The following is a 14,166-nucleotide window of genomic DNA, read 5'->3' as shown; positions in this document are numbered from 1 at the left end:
GCTGGTGGGGCAGGGCACTGGCGCGCGGCGGCAGCTGGTCGTCCGAGGAAGGGGCGGGGATCTTTACCGTCGTCGACGAGCGGCCGCAGGCGGAGCGGGCGTACGTCGGGTTCCGCTGTACGCTGCCGGCGTAACGCGTATGGGAATTACGCCCGCTCGCGCTCCACGCGGTTGACGCCGGCCACGCGGCGCAGGTTGCGGATCAGGTGCGCCAGGTGCACGCGATCCTTGACCTGGATCGTGAAGCGCAGCTGGGTCAGCATGTGCTCGTCGTCCTCGTCCATGCCGACATACGTGATGTTGGCGTCGGACTCGCCGATCTCGGCGGCGACGCGGGCCAGGATGCCCTTTTCGTTGTTGATCAGCAGGCGGATGCGGCAGTCGAAACGGCGGTTCAGTTCGCTGCCCCACTGGACCGGAATCCAGCGGTCCGGTTCCTTCAGGCGCAGGCGGTTCGCCTGCGAGCAGTCGGCCGTGTGCACGACGAGGCCCTGGTCGCGGCGCAGCTGGCCGATGATGTGGTCGCCCGGGATCGGCTGGCAGCACGGTGCCAGCTGCACGGACACGCCTTCGCTGCCGTAGATCGTCACCGGATCCAGCTCGGCGCCGTGGCTCGGCTGCGCGGGGACGGACGCGACATCGCCGCCCAGCAGGCTCACGATGTGGCGCGCCACGAGTGCGGGCATGCGCTTGCCGATGCCGATGTCGGCGTAGACCTCGTCCATCGACTTGGCCGACGATTCCGCCAGCAGGCGTTCGATCATCGAAGGCAGAAGTTCGGTCTTGATGCCCAGCTGGCCTAGCGCCTGGCCCAGCAGTTCCTGGCCCAGTTCGACGGATTCGTTCAGGTTGATGGTGCGCAGGTGATGGCGGATCGCCGAACGCGCCTTGCCCGTGCGGACAAAGCTCAGCCACGTCGGGCTGGGGCGCGAGTCGGGATCGGTCTCGATCTCGACGATGTCGCCGTTGTGCAGTTCCGTGCGCAGCGATGCGGGTTCGTGGTTGATCTTCACGCCCACGGTGTGGTCGCCGATGCCGGTGTGGATGCTGTAGGCGAAGTCCAGCGGCGTCGCGCCGCGCGGCAGGGCGATGATCTTCGACTTGGGCGTGAACACGTAGACGGAGTCCGGGAACAGGTCGACCTTCACGTGCTCGAGGAATTCGGCGGAGTCGCCCGTCTGCTGCTGGATGTCGAGCAGCGACTGCAGCCACGCGTGGGTGCGCTGCTGCAGGTCGGTCATGTTCTGGTCGCCCGTCTTGTACAGCCAGTGCGCGGCCACGCCGGATTCCGCCGTGCGGTGCATTTCCTGGGTGCGGATCTGGAATTCGACCGGGGTGCCGTACGGGCCGATCAGGGTGGTATGCAGCGACTGGTAGCCGTTGATCTTGCGGATCGCGATGTAGTCCTTGAACTTGCCGGGCATGGGCTTGTACAGCGCGTGCAGGGCGCCGAGCGCCACGTAGCAGTTCGGGACCGTGTCGACGACGACGCGGAAGCCGTACACGTCCAGCACCTGCGAGAACGACAGGTGCTTGCTGCGCATCTTTTTATAGATGCCGTACAGGGTCTTTTCGCGGCCGTAGACTTCGGCCGGCAGGCCGGCGGCGGACAGCTGGTTCTTGACGGCGTCGAGAATCTTCCTGACCACTTCGCGGCGGTTGCCGCGCGCGGCCTTGATCGCCTTCGACAGCGTGCGGTAGCGCAGCGGGTACAGGTGCGAGAACGACAGGTCCTGCAGTTCGCGGTAGATGTCGTTCAGGCCGAGGCGGTGCGCGATCGGGACGTAGACTTCCATCGTCTCGCCCGCGATGCGGCGTTTCTTGGCCGGCGCCATCACGCCCAGCGTCCGCATATTGTGCAGGCGGTCGGCGAGCTTGATCAGGATGACGCGCACGTCCGACGCCATCGCCAGCAGCATCTTGCGGAAGTTTTCCGCCTGCGCTTCGACGACGCTCTGGAACTCGATCTTTTCCAGCTTCGACAGGCCGTCGACGAGGTCGGCGACCTGCGGGCCGAAGCGCTCCAGCAGTTCCTCTTTCTTGACGTCCTGGTCCTCGATCACGTCGTGCAGCAGCGCGGCCATGATCGCCTGGGCGTCCAGCTTCCAGTCGGCGCAGATCTCGGCCACGGCGATCGGGTGCGAGATGTACGGCTCGCCCGACTTGCGGACCTGGCCGAGGTGCATCTCGTCCGAGAAGCGGTAGGCTTCCTTGACGCGCTTGAGTTCGACGGGGGTGAGGTATTCGGCCAGCTTGCCGGCCAGGTGCGTGATCGACGCGACGCCGGGAGCGGACGCCGGTTCGGCTTCCTGCGGTTTGTTGGCGGGCCGGCCGGGCCGGCTCGCCTTGTTGTTGGTGCCCGAGTGGAGGGAGTCCGGTGAGGATAAACTCATACGTAATGACAATCAGCCGCAGTATGGAAACAGCATAACAGAATCACGGGCTGGGATCAGTTGAGGTCAGAGCCCACCCGATAAATTCGGGCTCTGACCCCAAGAGCGTATGTAAGCTCAGGCACCGCCCGACTTACATCGGGACTTTTTTCAGCATTTCCAGGCCGACTTTGCCGGCAGCGATTTCACGCAGCGCGACGACGGTCGGCTTGTCCTTGGCTTCGACTTTCGGGGTGTGGCCTTGCAGCAGCTGGCGGGCGCGATAGGTCGCGGCCAGGGTCAGCTGGAAACGGTTCGGGATGTTTTTCAGGCAATCTTCGATGGTGATGCGGGCCATATGGTGCTCCTAGGGATCAGATAACTATTCGGTCGGGCTGTTCAAAGCGACTTCGATGCGGCAGGCAATATGCGAATGTTCTGTCTAGTCAGTCGGGGTCAGAGCCCAAGCGCGAAAACCGGGCTCTGACCCCGAACATCAAGAAGAATGGATTCCCAACTGGGCAAAGAGCGAGGCGTTGCGGGCGGCCTGTTGGGCGAAGCGCGAACGTGTCGCTTTGACAATCGCCTGCAGCTCGGACAGGGCGACGTTGAACTCTTCGTTGATGATAGCATACTCGAACTCGGGAGCGTGAGCGATCTCGCCGCCCGCGGCCAGCAGGCGTCGCGTGATGATGTGCGGCTCGTCCGTGCCGCGCTTGTGCAGGCGCTCTTCCAGTGCCGCGATCGACGGCGGCAGGATGAAGATGCCGGCCGCGTCCGGGAACTGCTTCTTCACCTGGCGCGCGCCCTGCCAGTCGATTTCCAGCAGGATGTCCGTGCCCGTCTTCATTTCCTGTTCCACGGTCAGGCGGCTCGTGCCGTAGTAATTGCCATGCACCTCGGCCCATTCCAGGAATTCGCCGCGGTCGGCGCGGGCGACGAAATCCTCGGCGGTGGTGAAGTGGTATTCGCGGCCGTCCTCTTCGCCCGGACGCGGCGGGCGCGTCGTCGTCGAGATCGACAGCTTGATGCCCGGTTCCAGCGCCAGCAGCGCATTGACCAGGGTCGACTTGCCGGCGCCGGACGGGGCGGCGACGACGAACAGGCTGCCGGAGAAAGCGTTGGTGAGCATGGTGGTTCCTTTATTACGTGTGATAAGTTCGCGTGGGCACCCCGTGCCCACCATGCCAAGCCGCAGGCTTGACGATTATTCCAGATTTTGTACTTGCTCTCGCATCTGCTCGATGAGCAGCTTGAGCTCCATCGACGCATCGGCCAGCTCCTTGACGGAAGCCTTGGCGCCCAGCGTATTCGCTTCGCGGTTCAGTTCCTGCATCATGAAGTCGAGCCGCTTGCCGACCTGGCCGCCCTTCTTGAGGATGTGGCGGGTCTCGTTCAGGTGGGCCGTCAGGCGCGACAATTCTTCCGACACGTCGATGCGGATGCCGTACAAAGTGACTTCCTGGCGGATCCGTTCGAAGACTTCCTGGCGCGTGAGCACTTGCGGGTTGCCGTGGCCGGCCAGGCCCAGCGCGTCCTGCATGCGCTCGATGGCCTTTTGCTGGAACTGGGCGATGACCTGCGGGATCAGCGGGGTAATGCGCTTGACGATGGCTTCCATCGCCTCGATGCGCGAGATCAGCATCGCTTCCAGCGCCGCGCCTTCGCGCTTGCGGCTGTCGACGAAGGCGGCGATCGTCTTCGCGGCGAGGGCGGCGACGTCGGCCTGCAGCGATTCCTGGCCGATCTGCGCTTCTTCGATCACGCCCGGCCAGCGCAGCAGTTCCGCGACCGTCATCAGCGGGGCGGACACGAAGTGGCGCGTGACCTCGGTCTGCAGCCGCGCGAGGTCGGCCAGCAGCGTCTGGTTCAGGGCCTGGGAGCCGGTCGTGGCCTTGCGGCCGAACGACAGCCGCACCTCGACCTTGCCGCGCGTGATGGCCGCCATGATGGCGGAGCGCAGGTCCGGTTCCAGCGCGCGCAGCTCGTCGTTGATGCGGAACTGGAGGTCGAGAAAGCGCGAGTTGACGCTCTTGATCTCGATCGTCAGGGTGCCGGCAGCGCCTTCGCTTGTGGCGACCGCATAACCTGTCATGCTAGAAATGCTCAATGGAGTCCCCGATTTCCGGGAATTCGCAAAGCCGCTTGTCCGGCCGCAGCGCGGTGCGGGTGGCGCCGCGCGCTGTGGTTTTGCGAGATTCCCTTATTCTTTACAAAGCGGTGATTTATCCACACAATCGCCGTGTTTAGCAAGGAATACTTTCCCAAATGGCTGCCCAGAATAATGCTCCCCTGCCCGATGGGCTGGAAATTGGCGGATATCGCATTGTAAAGAAAATTGCGTCCGGCGGGTTCAGTATTGTTTATCTTGCATATGATGGCGACGGCAACGCCGTGGCGATCAAGGAATACCTGCCCAGCGCCTTGGCGCTGCGGGCGCCGGGCGAGCTGGCGCCCGTGATCGCGAAGGCCAACCTGCCCGTGTTCCGCATCGGCTTGAAATGCTTCTTCGAAGAGGGGCGGGCGCTGGCGCGCATCATTCATCCGAATGTCGTGCGGGTGTTAAATTTTTTCCGCGCCAATGACACGGTCTATATGGTGATGGCCTACGAATCGGGCCACTCGCTGCAGGAAGTGGCCGCGCGCCTGGTCGCGAAAGGCAGTCGCGCCGGCGAACCGTTCATCCGCCAGGTCTTCAACGGCGTCTGCGCCGGCCTGCGCGACGTCCACGCGAACAAGCTGCTGCACCTCGATCTCAAGCCGGCCAACATCTACCTGCGCACGGACGGCTCGCCCATGCTGCTCGACTTCGGCGCCGCGCGCCAGACCATCCACACGGACGCGCCCACGCTGGCGCCCATGTACACGCCCGGCTTCGCGGCGCCCGAGTTGTATGCGAAGGGCAGCGCGCTCGGGCCGTGGACGGACATCTACAGCATCGGCGCCGCCATGTTCGCGTGCATGGCGGGCGCGCCGCCGCAGCCGGCCGACCAGCGCCGCGCGGCCGATACGGTGGGCGAACAGATCGCGAAGCTCGAAGGAACGTACACGCCGGGCCTCGTGGCGATGGTGAAGGCGTGCCTCGCCCTCGATCCGCTGGCGCGGCCGCAGAGCGTGTTCGCCGTGCAGAAGGTGCTGCAGGCGGGTCTTCCTGCGACGCCGGCGGCGCTGCCGCCCGAGACCGAAGATGCGGCGCCGGCTTCCGGCTGGCGCGGCCTCGTCGAACGCATCGGCTTCGGCCGCGGACGCGCCTGAGGATAAGCCATGCAATTTTCCGTCTACCAGCAAAGCCACATCGGCGGCCGCAAACTCAACCAGGACCGCATGGGCTACCTGTACACGCGCGACGCGCTGCTGCTCGTGCTGGCGGACGGCATGGGCGGCCATCTGCGGGGCGAGGTCGCGGCCACGATCGCCCTGCAAAGCATCGCCACGCGCTTCAAGGCGCAGGCGACGCCGTACGTGCGCAAGCCCGAGCGCTTCCTGCAGGAGGCCCTGGAGCAGGCCCACGAGGACATCCTGCGCTACACGCGCGAGAAAGCGATGCCGGACAGCCCGCGCACAACGATCGTCGCCTGCCTCGTGCAGCACAATAGCGCCGTCTGGGCCCATTGCGGCGATTCGCGCCTGTACTGGCTGCGCCGCGGCCAGGTCCTCGGGCGCACGCGCGACCATTCGCACATCGAGTACCTGATCGCGAAAGGGCAGGCCGATGCGAGCGAGCGCGCCACGCACCCGGACCGCAACAAGCTGTACAACTGCCTGGGCGCGTCGACGCCGCCGAAGGTCGAGCTGTCGCGCGCGGCCAGCCTGGAACCGGGCGACGTCCTGCTGCTGTGCTCCGACGGCCTGTGGTCCATGCTGCCCGACACCGAGATCGCGCACCGCCTGTCCGCGCAGCCGATCACGCAGGCCGTGCCGGCGATGATCGCGATGGCCACCGCCATCGCCGGCAGCCGCGGCGACAACACGACGGCCCTCGCCATCCAGTGGCAGGGCGCAGGGACGCCGGCCGCCGCGGGTGATCCGAGCGTCGTCTCGACGCAGACGGTGCCCGACGGCGAAGTCACGAGCCGCATCGATGCTCCTGCCGCGGCGCCGGCACCGGACGACCCGTTCGACGAGGACGACATCGAGAAGGCCATCGCCGAGATCCGCGATGCCATCGAGAAGTCGTCGCAAATATTGAAATAAATTGAAATAACCAACCACGAAGGACATCCATGACCCAAACCCTCCGCCCGAGCGGCCGTGCCGTCGACCAGCTGCGCGCCATCCGCATCACCCGCCAGTACACGAAGCACGCCGAAGGTTCCGTGTTGATCGAATGCGGCGACACGAAGGTGATCTGCACCGCCAGCATCGAGGAAAAAGTGCCGGGCTTCCTGAAGGGCAAGGGGCAGGGCTGGCTGACCGCGGAATACGGCATGCTGCCGCGCTCCACGCACACGCGCATGGACCGCGAGGCGGCGCGCGGCAAGCAGTCCGGCCGCACGCAGGAAATCCAGCGCCTGATCGGCCGCTCGCTGCGCGCCGCGTTCGACCTGGAAGCGTTCGGCGAACGCACGCTGCACCTGGATTGCGACGTGATCCAGGCCGACGGCGGCACGCGCACCGCGTCGATCACGGGCGCGATGGTGGCGGCCCATGACGCGTTCTCGAAGCTCGTGACGGCGGGCCTGGTCCCGGCCGTGCCGGTCAAGCATTTCGTCGCCGCGATCTCGGTGGGCGTCGTGGGCGGCGTGCCCGTGCTGGACCTGGACTACATCGAGGATTCGGGCTGCGACACCGACATGAACGTCGTGATGACGGAGGCCGGGCACTTCGTCGAGGTGCAGGGCACGGCCGAGGGCGAGGCCTTCGACCGGGCGGGGATGAACCGCCTGCTCGACCTCGCGGAGCAGGGGATTCGCGAGTTGGTGGGCCTGCAGAAGCAGGCGCTCGGCCTGGCTGCGTGACCCGTCGCCCCCGCGGAGGCGGGGGGCCAATTTTGCATGCGTTACCGCGACGCGGGCAAACCTGGATCCCCGCCTTCGCGGGGATGACGTATTACGGTACGAGGCTTACGACAATAGCCCGGTCAGCCAGCCCGGGTGAAACGGCAACCCCGCCAGCCCGGCCACGCCATAGAACACGCCGATCGCCGTCGGCACCAGCGCCGCGAGATACAGCCAGCGCTGGCGCGTCAGCGTCGTGACGGCCAGCAGCGACAGGGCCAGCGCCAGCGCCGCGTCGGACAGGTCGAACTGGTCGTCGCGGTAGTTCAGCGCATCGTACGTGTCCTGGTCCTGCTTGGCCTGCGCCAGCACCTCGTTCTTCTTTTGCGCCTGGTCGTGTTCCAGCTTTTCCAGATCCGCGATCGCGGCCGTGTAGCCAGCCTGCTCGCCGGACGGGCGGCCGGCAGCGGCCAGGCGCACCTGGAGCAGGGTCGTATGCGCCTGTTCCTGGCGCAGGTTGCGGGCCTGGTAGAAGGCCCAGTGGTCGATCTTGTCGGCCTGTGCCTGCTGCATCGCCTGCACGATGTTGTCGTCCTTGACCTTGCAGACGCCCATGAAGGACGCCAGCAGCGCCACGGTCAGCGCGACCTTGCGGTCGAGGGTGTCGGTTTCCATGTCACTCCTTCGCGTTGCCGGTACCCGGCAGTTTCAGCCGGCCGCGCAGTTGCCTTGTATGATAGTCGTATTCGTAGAGCTCGCCGTAACGGCCCCACTCGATCGCCACTTCCAGCATGCGCCTAGCCTGGTCCGCTTCCAGCGTGTCTTCCAGCAGGTCGATGAACGGATCTTCCGGCAGCGCGCCGCCCGGCTCGTCCTCCAGCTGGCGCCGGATGCGCGCGGCCAGCGGCACGTTCTTCAACAGCTGCTGGCCGAACAGCGTCTGGCGCAGCGCCTGGTCGGCCGGGGCATAGCGCAGGCCCAGGCCGGTCAGCGCGATGTCGCCGCGCTCGACGTGCGCGAGGCCCAGCAGGTTCAATGCCTCGTAGGTCGGGAACAGTTCCTCGTCCGGCAGCCCAGTGTCTTCCGACAGCTGCGGCAGGTCGGCGCGGCCGTCGTACGGGGCGCCCGCGAGCAGGTCCAGCACGCTCTCCATGCGGCCCACGTCCGTGTCCGGCAGGCGGTAGTCGATGGTGGCCGGGCGCGCCGTCGCGGGCGCGGCGGCGGGACGCATCGTCATCAGGCCATAGACCTCGTCGACGAGCGCGCGCACTTCCGGCGCGTCCGCATTGCGCGGGCGCGGCAGGTCGATGCGGATCTCGTGGCGCACGCGGCCCGGATCGCTCGACAGGATGATGATGCGGTCCGCCATCATGACGGCTTCCTCGATGTTGTGCGACACGATCAGGATGCCGCGCGTGGGGATCCGTTTGCCGTCCCACAGGTCGAGGATGTCGCCCCGCAGCGTCTCGCCCGTCAGCACGTCGAGGGCCGAAAAGGCTTCGTCCATCAGCAGCACGTCCGGGTGCGTGACGAGCGCGCGCGCGATGCCCACGCGCTGGCGCATGCCGCCCGACAGCTCGCGCGGCAGCGCGCTGCCGAAGCCGGAGAGGCCGATCAGGTCGAGCATCGCGTCCGCCCGCTCGCGCCGCGCGGCGGGCGCGACACCCTGCGCTTCGAGCCCCAGCTCCACGTTCTGCTGCACCGTCAGCCAGGGGAACAGCGCGAACGATTGAAAGACCATCGCGACGCCGGACAGCGGCCCGCGGATGGGACGTCCGCGGTATTCGACCTTGCCCGCGTCGGCCGGCACGAGGCCCGCGACGATGCGCAGCAACGTCGATTTGCCGGAGCCGGATTTGCCCAGCAGCGCGACGATCTCGCCGTCCGCCAGCGTGAAGTCGACGCCTTCGAGCACGGTGCGCGGGGCGCCGTCGGCGCTGCGGAAGGCCTTTTGCACGGCCTGCAGTTCGATCAGTTTGTCGGTCATCTTGTAGTCCCTTTCAGCGGCTGCGGTCTTCGGCCAGCAGGTACAGCCGGCGCCAGAAGAAGCGGTTCAATACCATGACGAATACGCACATCACCCCGATGCCGAGGGCGATGCGGTGGAAGTCGCCGGCGTCCGTCATCTGCTTGATGTAGCTGCCCAGGCCATCGGCCACGAGCGACGTCTTGCCCCACGTGACGTATTCCGCCACGATGCTCGCGTTCCACGAGCCGCCGCTGGCGGTGATCGCGCCCGTGACGAAGCTCGGGAACACGGCCGGCAGGTACACGCGCTTCCATTTCAGCCAGCCGGTGAGTCCCAGGTTGTCGGCCGCGAGCCGCAACTCGTTCGGCAGCGTGGACGCGCCCGCGACGACGTTGAACAGGATGTACCACTGGGTGCCGAACACCATCAATGGACTGAGCCAGATGTTCGGATTCAGGCGCAGGTGCACGAGCGCGTACACGACGATCGGAAACATCAGGTTCACGGGGAACGCGGCGAGGAATTGCGCGAGCGCCTGCACGGCCTGGGCGTAGCGGGGACGCAGCCCGATCCACACGGCGACCGGCACCCACACGAGCGATGCGAGGCCGATCAGCAGCATCACCCGCGCGAGCGTGATGCAGCCGAGGCCCACGACGCGCAGCGCCTCGCCCCATCCGACCTGCGCGTGGATGAACAGGATGAAGCGCCATGCGCCCAGCAGCGCGAGCGCGAGGACGATGCCGTCGATCGCGCGCGCGGACAGCGCGAAGCGGGAAACGCGCGGCGCCGCGTCGACGGGTTCCGGCGTGCCGAACCAGCCGAGCGTGCGTGCGAGCGCCGCCCACATGCGGTCGGTGAGGGCGCGGATCCACACGCTGCGGCGGCCCCAGTCCAGCACCCACGATTGCTGCGCATATTCTCCCTGCGATTCCTCGAAGCGGAATTTGTCGGCCCACGCCAGCAGGGGACGGAAGAACAGCTGGTCGTACAGCAGGATGCCGGCGAACATGGCGGCGATGGCCCACGCGATGGCGCCGCCGTTCTTCTGTTCGATGGCGACGGCGATGTAGGCGCCGATGCCGGGCAGCTTGATGTCCTGGCCCGCCACCGAGATCGCCTCCGCGGCGACGAGGAAGAACCAGCCGCCGGACATCGACATCATCATGTTCCACAGCAGCGCGGGCAGCGCGTACGGCAGTTCCAGGCGCCAGAAACGCTGCCACGGCGACAGCCGGAACACGCGCGCCGCTTCCGCCAGTTCGGGCGGGATCGTCTTCATCGACTGGTACAGGCTGAACGCCATGTTCCACGCCTGCGACGTGAAGATCGCGAACACGGCGGCGCATTCCACGCCCAGCAGGTTGCCGGGGAAGAGGGCGATGAACGGCGCGATGGCGATGGCCTGGAAGCCCAGGATCGGCACCGACTGCAGCACGTCCAGCAGCGGCACCATGATCTTTTCCGCGCTCTTCCAGCGCGTGGCGACGACGGCGAACACGAACGTGAACAGCAGCGCGGCACCCAACGCGCTGAACATGCGCAGGATCGTGCGCAGCAGGTAGTACGGGAGGACCGCCGGATCGAGCGAGATCGGCGTCGGCTGGCCCAGCACGAACGGGCGCGCCATCTGCATCGCGCCGTACGCGGCCAGCGCCAGCACGACGAGGACGAGCGGCAGCAGCGCCCAGTCCCAGCGGTTCGGGGTGGTCGTGAGGAACGAGCGGCCGGTGCGGCCCGGGGTGAACAGTTCGAACATGATCGTCTCCTCAGTATTGCCCGTGCAGCCGCACGCCGGCCACGTTCACCGGACCGCGCGCGCCGTTGTAGGCCGGGTTGGCGATGTGCTGCCAGTCCAGCGACAGGGCGGCGTACCGGCCCAGGCCGATCTTGTAATACGTTTCCGCGATCTGCTCGGGGTGGTAGTCCAGCCGGCCGCCGCCGATGAAGGCGCCGATGCCGCCGGCCGCCAGGTAGTCGCGGTGCGCCTGCGAGAGGCCGTTGCGCACGGCGGCGATGCCCAGCGTATCGGCGCCGCGGACCTGCAGCGTGGCGCCCACGGACAATGACCGTTCGATCTCGGCGAACGCATACGTTTCCGATTGCCCGTCGTTGCGGCTGGCGCGCGCGAACATGGCGGCACGCCCGGCCACTGCCTGGTCCAGGCTCAGGCCGAAGCCCGTCTTGCTGCGCTCGCGGCGTACGGTGCCGACATCCGGCGGCGCGGCTGCCGCCAGCGCGTCGCGGAACGATCCCATGCGGGCGCGGTCGCGGAAGGCCAGCACGCGCACGGTGCCCGGCTGGCCGAACCACGCATGATGGTGTTCCACCTCGACCTGGTCGCCGTAGTGCTTGAAGATGCGCGTGTCGAGCGGCAGGCCGTTCGATTCGGCGGGCAGCATGAAGCGGCCCGCGCGCACGGCCCAGTCGCCATCGTAGTATTCCAGTGCCGCGCCCCACGTGTAGCCGCGCGCGTCGGCCGCGAAATCCCAGGCGCCGTGCGCGACGAGGGCCCAGTCGAGGAACTGGCTGCGCGCGTCGTGCGCCTGGCTGTTGGCGTCGAAGATGTCGGATGCGGCCAGGTTGCCGGCCGTGAGCACGACGCGGAGGCTCGCCACGCTGCCCGCGAGCTGGTTCATGTCGGAGTCGACGGGTTGGGAATCTCCGCTCAGGTTCCACGTCTCGCGCAGGAACAGCCGGGCGCGATAGAAGGTCGGACTCGTGCCGCTCGTCTTCTGCTCTTCGCCATTGGTCATGCCGCCCAGGCCGTGCAGGCCGGACATCGCCTTGCCCTGCACGACTTCCGGATCGACGTAGAGCTCAGCACCCGTCCACGGACGGACGCCGAAGGCAGCGGTGGCGCTGAACGAATAGCCCGTCTCGCGCCACGGGGCAAGGCTGGCGGGGCCGGTGTAGGCGGCGTCGAAGGCGGGCTTGGCCTGCCACACGTACGTGGCCTGGACGTGCGCATTCCAGGCCTCGTCGGCACGGGCGATTGGCGCCGCGAGCGTCAAGCCTGCAGCAAGGTAAAACAGGGAACAACGAAACATCGGTATCTCCGTCGGTGAACGGCATACCTTTCATTCGCGCTTGGTGATTCGTGTGTCGTGGATACCATCATCCCCCCTGGGGCGAGATGACGGCAGGAGGAGGACCTGCGTTATCTTGCCGGGGCGGGACCGGCATTCAGCCGGCAACAACTGCCACTCGAACAAGTGCCCATGAAAGGGACTCCATGAAATGAAAACGGTCGGATTTTACGTTGCAGCGCATCAATACGGCATTACGATCTGGTAATGTGCCACTACGTGTCGACATTACCTGATCGTAATTTTTAGGTCCCGTCACTCGCCTATACTGCACCGCAGCGCTATAGTCCACTTAACACCAAGAGCCGAATCATGCCGAACTGCCTCGTGATCGAAGACGATACCGAAACCCGCGACTACCTCTGTAGCGGGTTGCGCGCGGCCGGCTATGCCGTGCAGGCGGAAACGAATGGCGAAGCGGGCAACCGCCGCCTGCAGGAGACGCGCTGGGACGTCGTCGTCCTCGACCGGATGCTGCCCGGCCAGGTCGACGGCCTGGGCATCCTCGAACAGATGCGCGCGCGCGGCGACGGCACGCCGGTGCTGATCCTGTCCGCGCTGAACAGCGTCGACGAGCGCGTGCGCGGCCTGCGCGCGGGCAGCGACGACTATCTGACCAAGCCGTTCGTCATGTCGGAACTGCTGGCGCGCGTGGAAAACCTCAGCCGCCGCAACAGCTGGTCGCGCGAAGCCACCGTGCTGCAGGTGGCCGATTTGCAGCTCGACGTGCGCACGATGCGCGTCACGCGCCAGGGCACGACGATCACGCTGCAGCCGCGCGAATTCCGCCTGCTCGAATACCTCATGCGCCACGAGGGCCAGATCGTCACCCGCACGATGCTGCTGGAAGGCGTGTGGGAATACCACTTCGATCCGCAGACGAACGTCATCGACGTGCAGATCAGCCGCCTGCGCAGCAAGATCGACAAGGATTTCAGCCCCCCCCTGATCCACACGGTGCGCGGTGCCGGCTATGTGCTGAGCGCCGCGCCGACCTATGGCCCGTCCGCCCGCTAGCAGCCGGTTCGGCCTGCGCGGCTCGATCGCGTTCCGGCTGGCGGTCGGCTACGGCCTGCTGCTGGCCGCATCGATGGCGACCCTGTCCGCCATCGTCTATTTCGGCACGGTGGGCGTGTTCGAGCACTCGATCGACAACAAGATCATGGCCGTGGAAACGCACCTGGCCGATGCGTGGGTCCGCGACGGCCGCGCCGGTCTCGTACGCGAAATCGACGCCCAGCTGCACGACCTGATCGACACCGACACCGAGGTGGTCGGCCTCGTCGACATGAAGGGCCGCCTCCTGGCCGGCAACCTGGGGCGCTGGTCCGGCGAGCTGCCGGCGGCCGGCGAGCTGGCGTTCGGGCAGATGGAACGGAGCGGTACGCCCGTCTCCGTGCGCGTGATCGCGACGCGGCTGGACGACGGCAGCCGGCTCGTCGTCGGCCGCGACCTGATCGAACTCGACGCCATCCGCAGCGTCGTCGAGCGCGCGCTGCTCGTCAGCGGCGCCGTGTCGATCCTGCTCGCGTTCTTCGGCGCCCAGATCTTCCGCTCGCGCCTGGAAGCGCGCATCGGCCGCATCCGCCGCACGACGGCGCGCATCGCGGCGGGCGAGCTGTCCAGCCGCATCGTCGTGATGGGCAACGACGAATTCGCGCGCCTGGCCGACGACATCAACCGCATGCTCGACCGCATCGAAGCGCTGATGGAAGGCGTGCGTCACGTATCGAATTCGATCGCGCACGACCTGCGCACGCCGCTGTCGCGCGTGCGCTCGCGGCTCGACCGCGCGCTGC

General features: G+C 66.8%; 13 protein-coding genes. 5 read left to right on the top strand and 8 right to left on the bottom strand.

Going from position 1 to position 14,166, the window contains the following annotated elements; all coding sequences use genetic code 11:
* Positions 1–146: 146 nt before the first annotated feature.
* From ACEN88_RS11155 to ACEN88_RS11140, 4 genes are all read right to left on the bottom strand, one after another.
* Positions 147–2,393: a RelA/SpoT family protein gene (locus ACEN88_RS11155; protein ID WP_413339596.1), complete on the bottom strand. Its 2,247-nt coding sequence runs from the start codon at positions 2,391–2,393 to the stop codon at positions 147–149.
* Positions 2,394–2,526: 133 nt separating this feature from the next.
* Positions 2,527–2,730, bottom strand: a complete 204-nt coding sequence (gene rpoZ / locus ACEN88_RS11150; RefSeq protein ID WP_056443456.1) for a DNA-directed RNA polymerase subunit omega — start codon at positions 2,728–2,730, stop codon at positions 2,527–2,529.
* A 138-nt stretch (positions 2,731–2,868) separates the two neighbouring features.
* The gene (gmk, locus tag ACEN88_RS11145; RefSeq protein ID WP_413339594.1) at positions 2,869–3,504 is read right to left on the bottom strand and encodes a guanylate kinase; all 636 of its coding nucleotides are present in this window, start codon (positions 3,502–3,504) and stop codon (positions 2,869–2,871) included.
* A 75-nt stretch (positions 3,505–3,579) separates the two neighbouring features.
* Positions 3,580–4,467 carry a YicC/YloC family endoribonuclease gene (locus ACEN88_RS11140; RefSeq protein ID WP_413339592.1) on the bottom strand — a complete coding sequence of 296 codons (888 nt, stop codon included), beginning with the start codon at positions 4,465–4,467 and terminating at the stop codon, positions 3,580–3,582.
* A 173-nt stretch (positions 4,468–4,640) separates the two neighbouring features.
* Between ACEN88_RS11140 and ACEN88_RS11135 the strand changes: the two genes are divergently transcribed.
* The 3 genes from ACEN88_RS11135 to rph are packed head-to-tail and all read left to right on the top strand — an operon-like array spanning position 4,641 to position 7,330.
* Positions 4,641–5,627 (top strand): serine/threonine protein kinase, encoded by a 987-nt coding sequence (locus ACEN88_RS11135; RefSeq protein WP_413339590.1) that lies wholly within the window; start codon positions 4,641–4,643, stop codon positions 5,625–5,627.
* 9 nt (positions 5,628–5,636) lie between these two features.
* Positions 5,637–6,566 (top strand): PP2C family protein-serine/threonine phosphatase, encoded by a 930-nt coding sequence (locus ACEN88_RS11130; RefSeq protein ID WP_413339588.1) that lies wholly within the window; start codon positions 5,637–5,639, stop codon positions 6,564–6,566.
* A gap of 29 nt (positions 6,567–6,595) precedes the next feature.
* The gene (gene rph / locus ACEN88_RS11125) at positions 6,596–7,330 is read left to right on the top strand and encodes a ribonuclease PH (RefSeq protein WP_413339587.1); all 735 of its coding nucleotides are present in this window, start codon (positions 6,596–6,598) and stop codon (positions 7,328–7,330) included.
* Between the two features lie 105 nt (positions 7,331–7,435).
* On the opposite strand, the gene ACEN88_RS11120 is transcribed toward rph, so the two are convergent.
* Genes ACEN88_RS11120 through ACEN88_RS11105 form a run of 4 tightly spaced genes read right to left on the bottom strand, consistent with a single transcriptional unit; the run spans position 7,436 to position 12,328 of the window.
* Positions 7,436–7,984, bottom strand: coding sequence for a DUF4337 domain-containing protein (locus ACEN88_RS11120; protein WP_413339585.1), 549 nt, complete (start codon positions 7,982–7,984; stop codon positions 7,436–7,438).
* 1 nt (position 7,985) lies between these two features.
* Positions 7,986–9,296 carry a nitrate/sulfonate/bicarbonate ABC transporter ATP-binding protein gene (locus tag ACEN88_RS11115; protein WP_413339583.1) on the bottom strand — a complete coding sequence of 437 codons (1,311 nt, stop codon included), beginning with the start codon at positions 9,294–9,296 and terminating at the stop codon, positions 7,986–7,988.
* A 13-nt stretch (positions 9,297–9,309) separates the two neighbouring features.
* The gene (locus ACEN88_RS11110; protein ID WP_413339581.1) at positions 9,310–11,037 is read right to left on the bottom strand and encodes an ABC transporter permease; all 1,728 of its coding nucleotides are present in this window, start codon (positions 11,035–11,037) and stop codon (positions 9,310–9,312) included.
* A 10-nt stretch (positions 11,038–11,047) separates the two neighbouring features.
* Entirely contained in the window at positions 11,048–12,328 is a 1,281-nt protein-coding gene (locus tag ACEN88_RS11105; protein ID WP_413339579.1) for a carbohydrate porin, read from the bottom strand.
* A 351-nt stretch (positions 12,329–12,679) separates the two neighbouring features.
* Here ACEN88_RS11105 and ACEN88_RS11100 point away from each other — a divergent pair, with 351 nt between their 5' ends.
* Entirely contained in the window at positions 12,680–13,384 is a 705-nt protein-coding gene (locus ACEN88_RS11100; protein WP_413339577.1) for a response regulator transcription factor, read from the top strand.
* A partial coding sequence (locus ACEN88_RS11095) for a HAMP domain-containing protein (protein ID WP_413339575.1) occupies positions 13,365–14,166 on the top strand: 802 nt, incomplete at its 3' end. The genes ACEN88_RS11100 and ACEN88_RS11095, both read left to right, overlap by 20 nt.

The organism is Massilia sp. CT11-108 (assembly GCF_047302915.1).
GTDB classification, from domain to species: Bacteria; Pseudomonadota; Gammaproteobacteria; order Burkholderiales; family Burkholderiaceae_D; genus Telluria; species Telluria orientalis.
This window is presented reverse-complemented; position numbering and strand designations above follow the sequence as displayed.

Coding starts and splice junctions, on each gene's coding strand:
- ACEN88_RS11100 (WP_413339577.1), top strand. CDS start 12,680: ATGCCGAACTGCCTCGTGATCGAAGACGATACCGAAACCCGCGACTAC.
- ACEN88_RS11105 (WP_413339579.1), bottom strand. CDS start 12,328: ATGTTTCGTTGTTCCCTGTTTTACCTTGCTGCAGGCTTGACGCTCGCG.
- rpoZ (WP_056443456.1), bottom strand. CDS start 2,730: ATGGCCCGCATCACCATCGAAGATTGCCTGAAAAACATCCCGAACCGT.
- ACEN88_RS11135 (WP_413339590.1), top strand. CDS start 4,641: ATGGCTGCCCAGAATAATGCTCCCCTGCCCGATGGGCTGGAAATTGGC.
- ACEN88_RS11140 (WP_413339592.1), bottom strand. CDS start 4,467: ATGACAGGTTATGCGGTCGCCACAAGCGAAGGCGCTGCCGGCACCCTG.
- ACEN88_RS11115 (WP_413339583.1), bottom strand. CDS start 9,296: ATGACCGACAAACTGATCGAACTGCAGGCCGTGCAAAAGGCCTTCCGC.
- gmk (WP_413339594.1), bottom strand. CDS start 3,504: ATGCTCACCAACGCTTTCTCCGGCAGCCTGTTCGTCGTCGCCGCCCCG.
- ACEN88_RS11120 (WP_413339585.1), bottom strand. CDS start 7,984: ATGGAAACCGACACCCTCGACCGCAAGGTCGCGCTGACCGTGGCGCTG.
- ACEN88_RS11130 (WP_413339588.1), top strand. CDS start 5,637: ATGCAATTTTCCGTCTACCAGCAAAGCCACATCGGCGGCCGCAAACTC.
- ACEN88_RS11110 (WP_413339581.1), bottom strand. CDS start 11,037: ATGTTCGAACTGTTCACCCCGGGCCGCACCGGCCGCTCGTTCCTCACG.
- ACEN88_RS11155 (WP_413339596.1), bottom strand. CDS start 2,393: ATGAGTTTATCCTCACCGGACTCCCTCCACTCGGGCACCAACAACAAG.
- rph (WP_413339587.1), top strand. CDS start 6,596: ATGACCCAAACCCTCCGCCCGAGCGGCCGTGCCGTCGACCAGCTGCGC.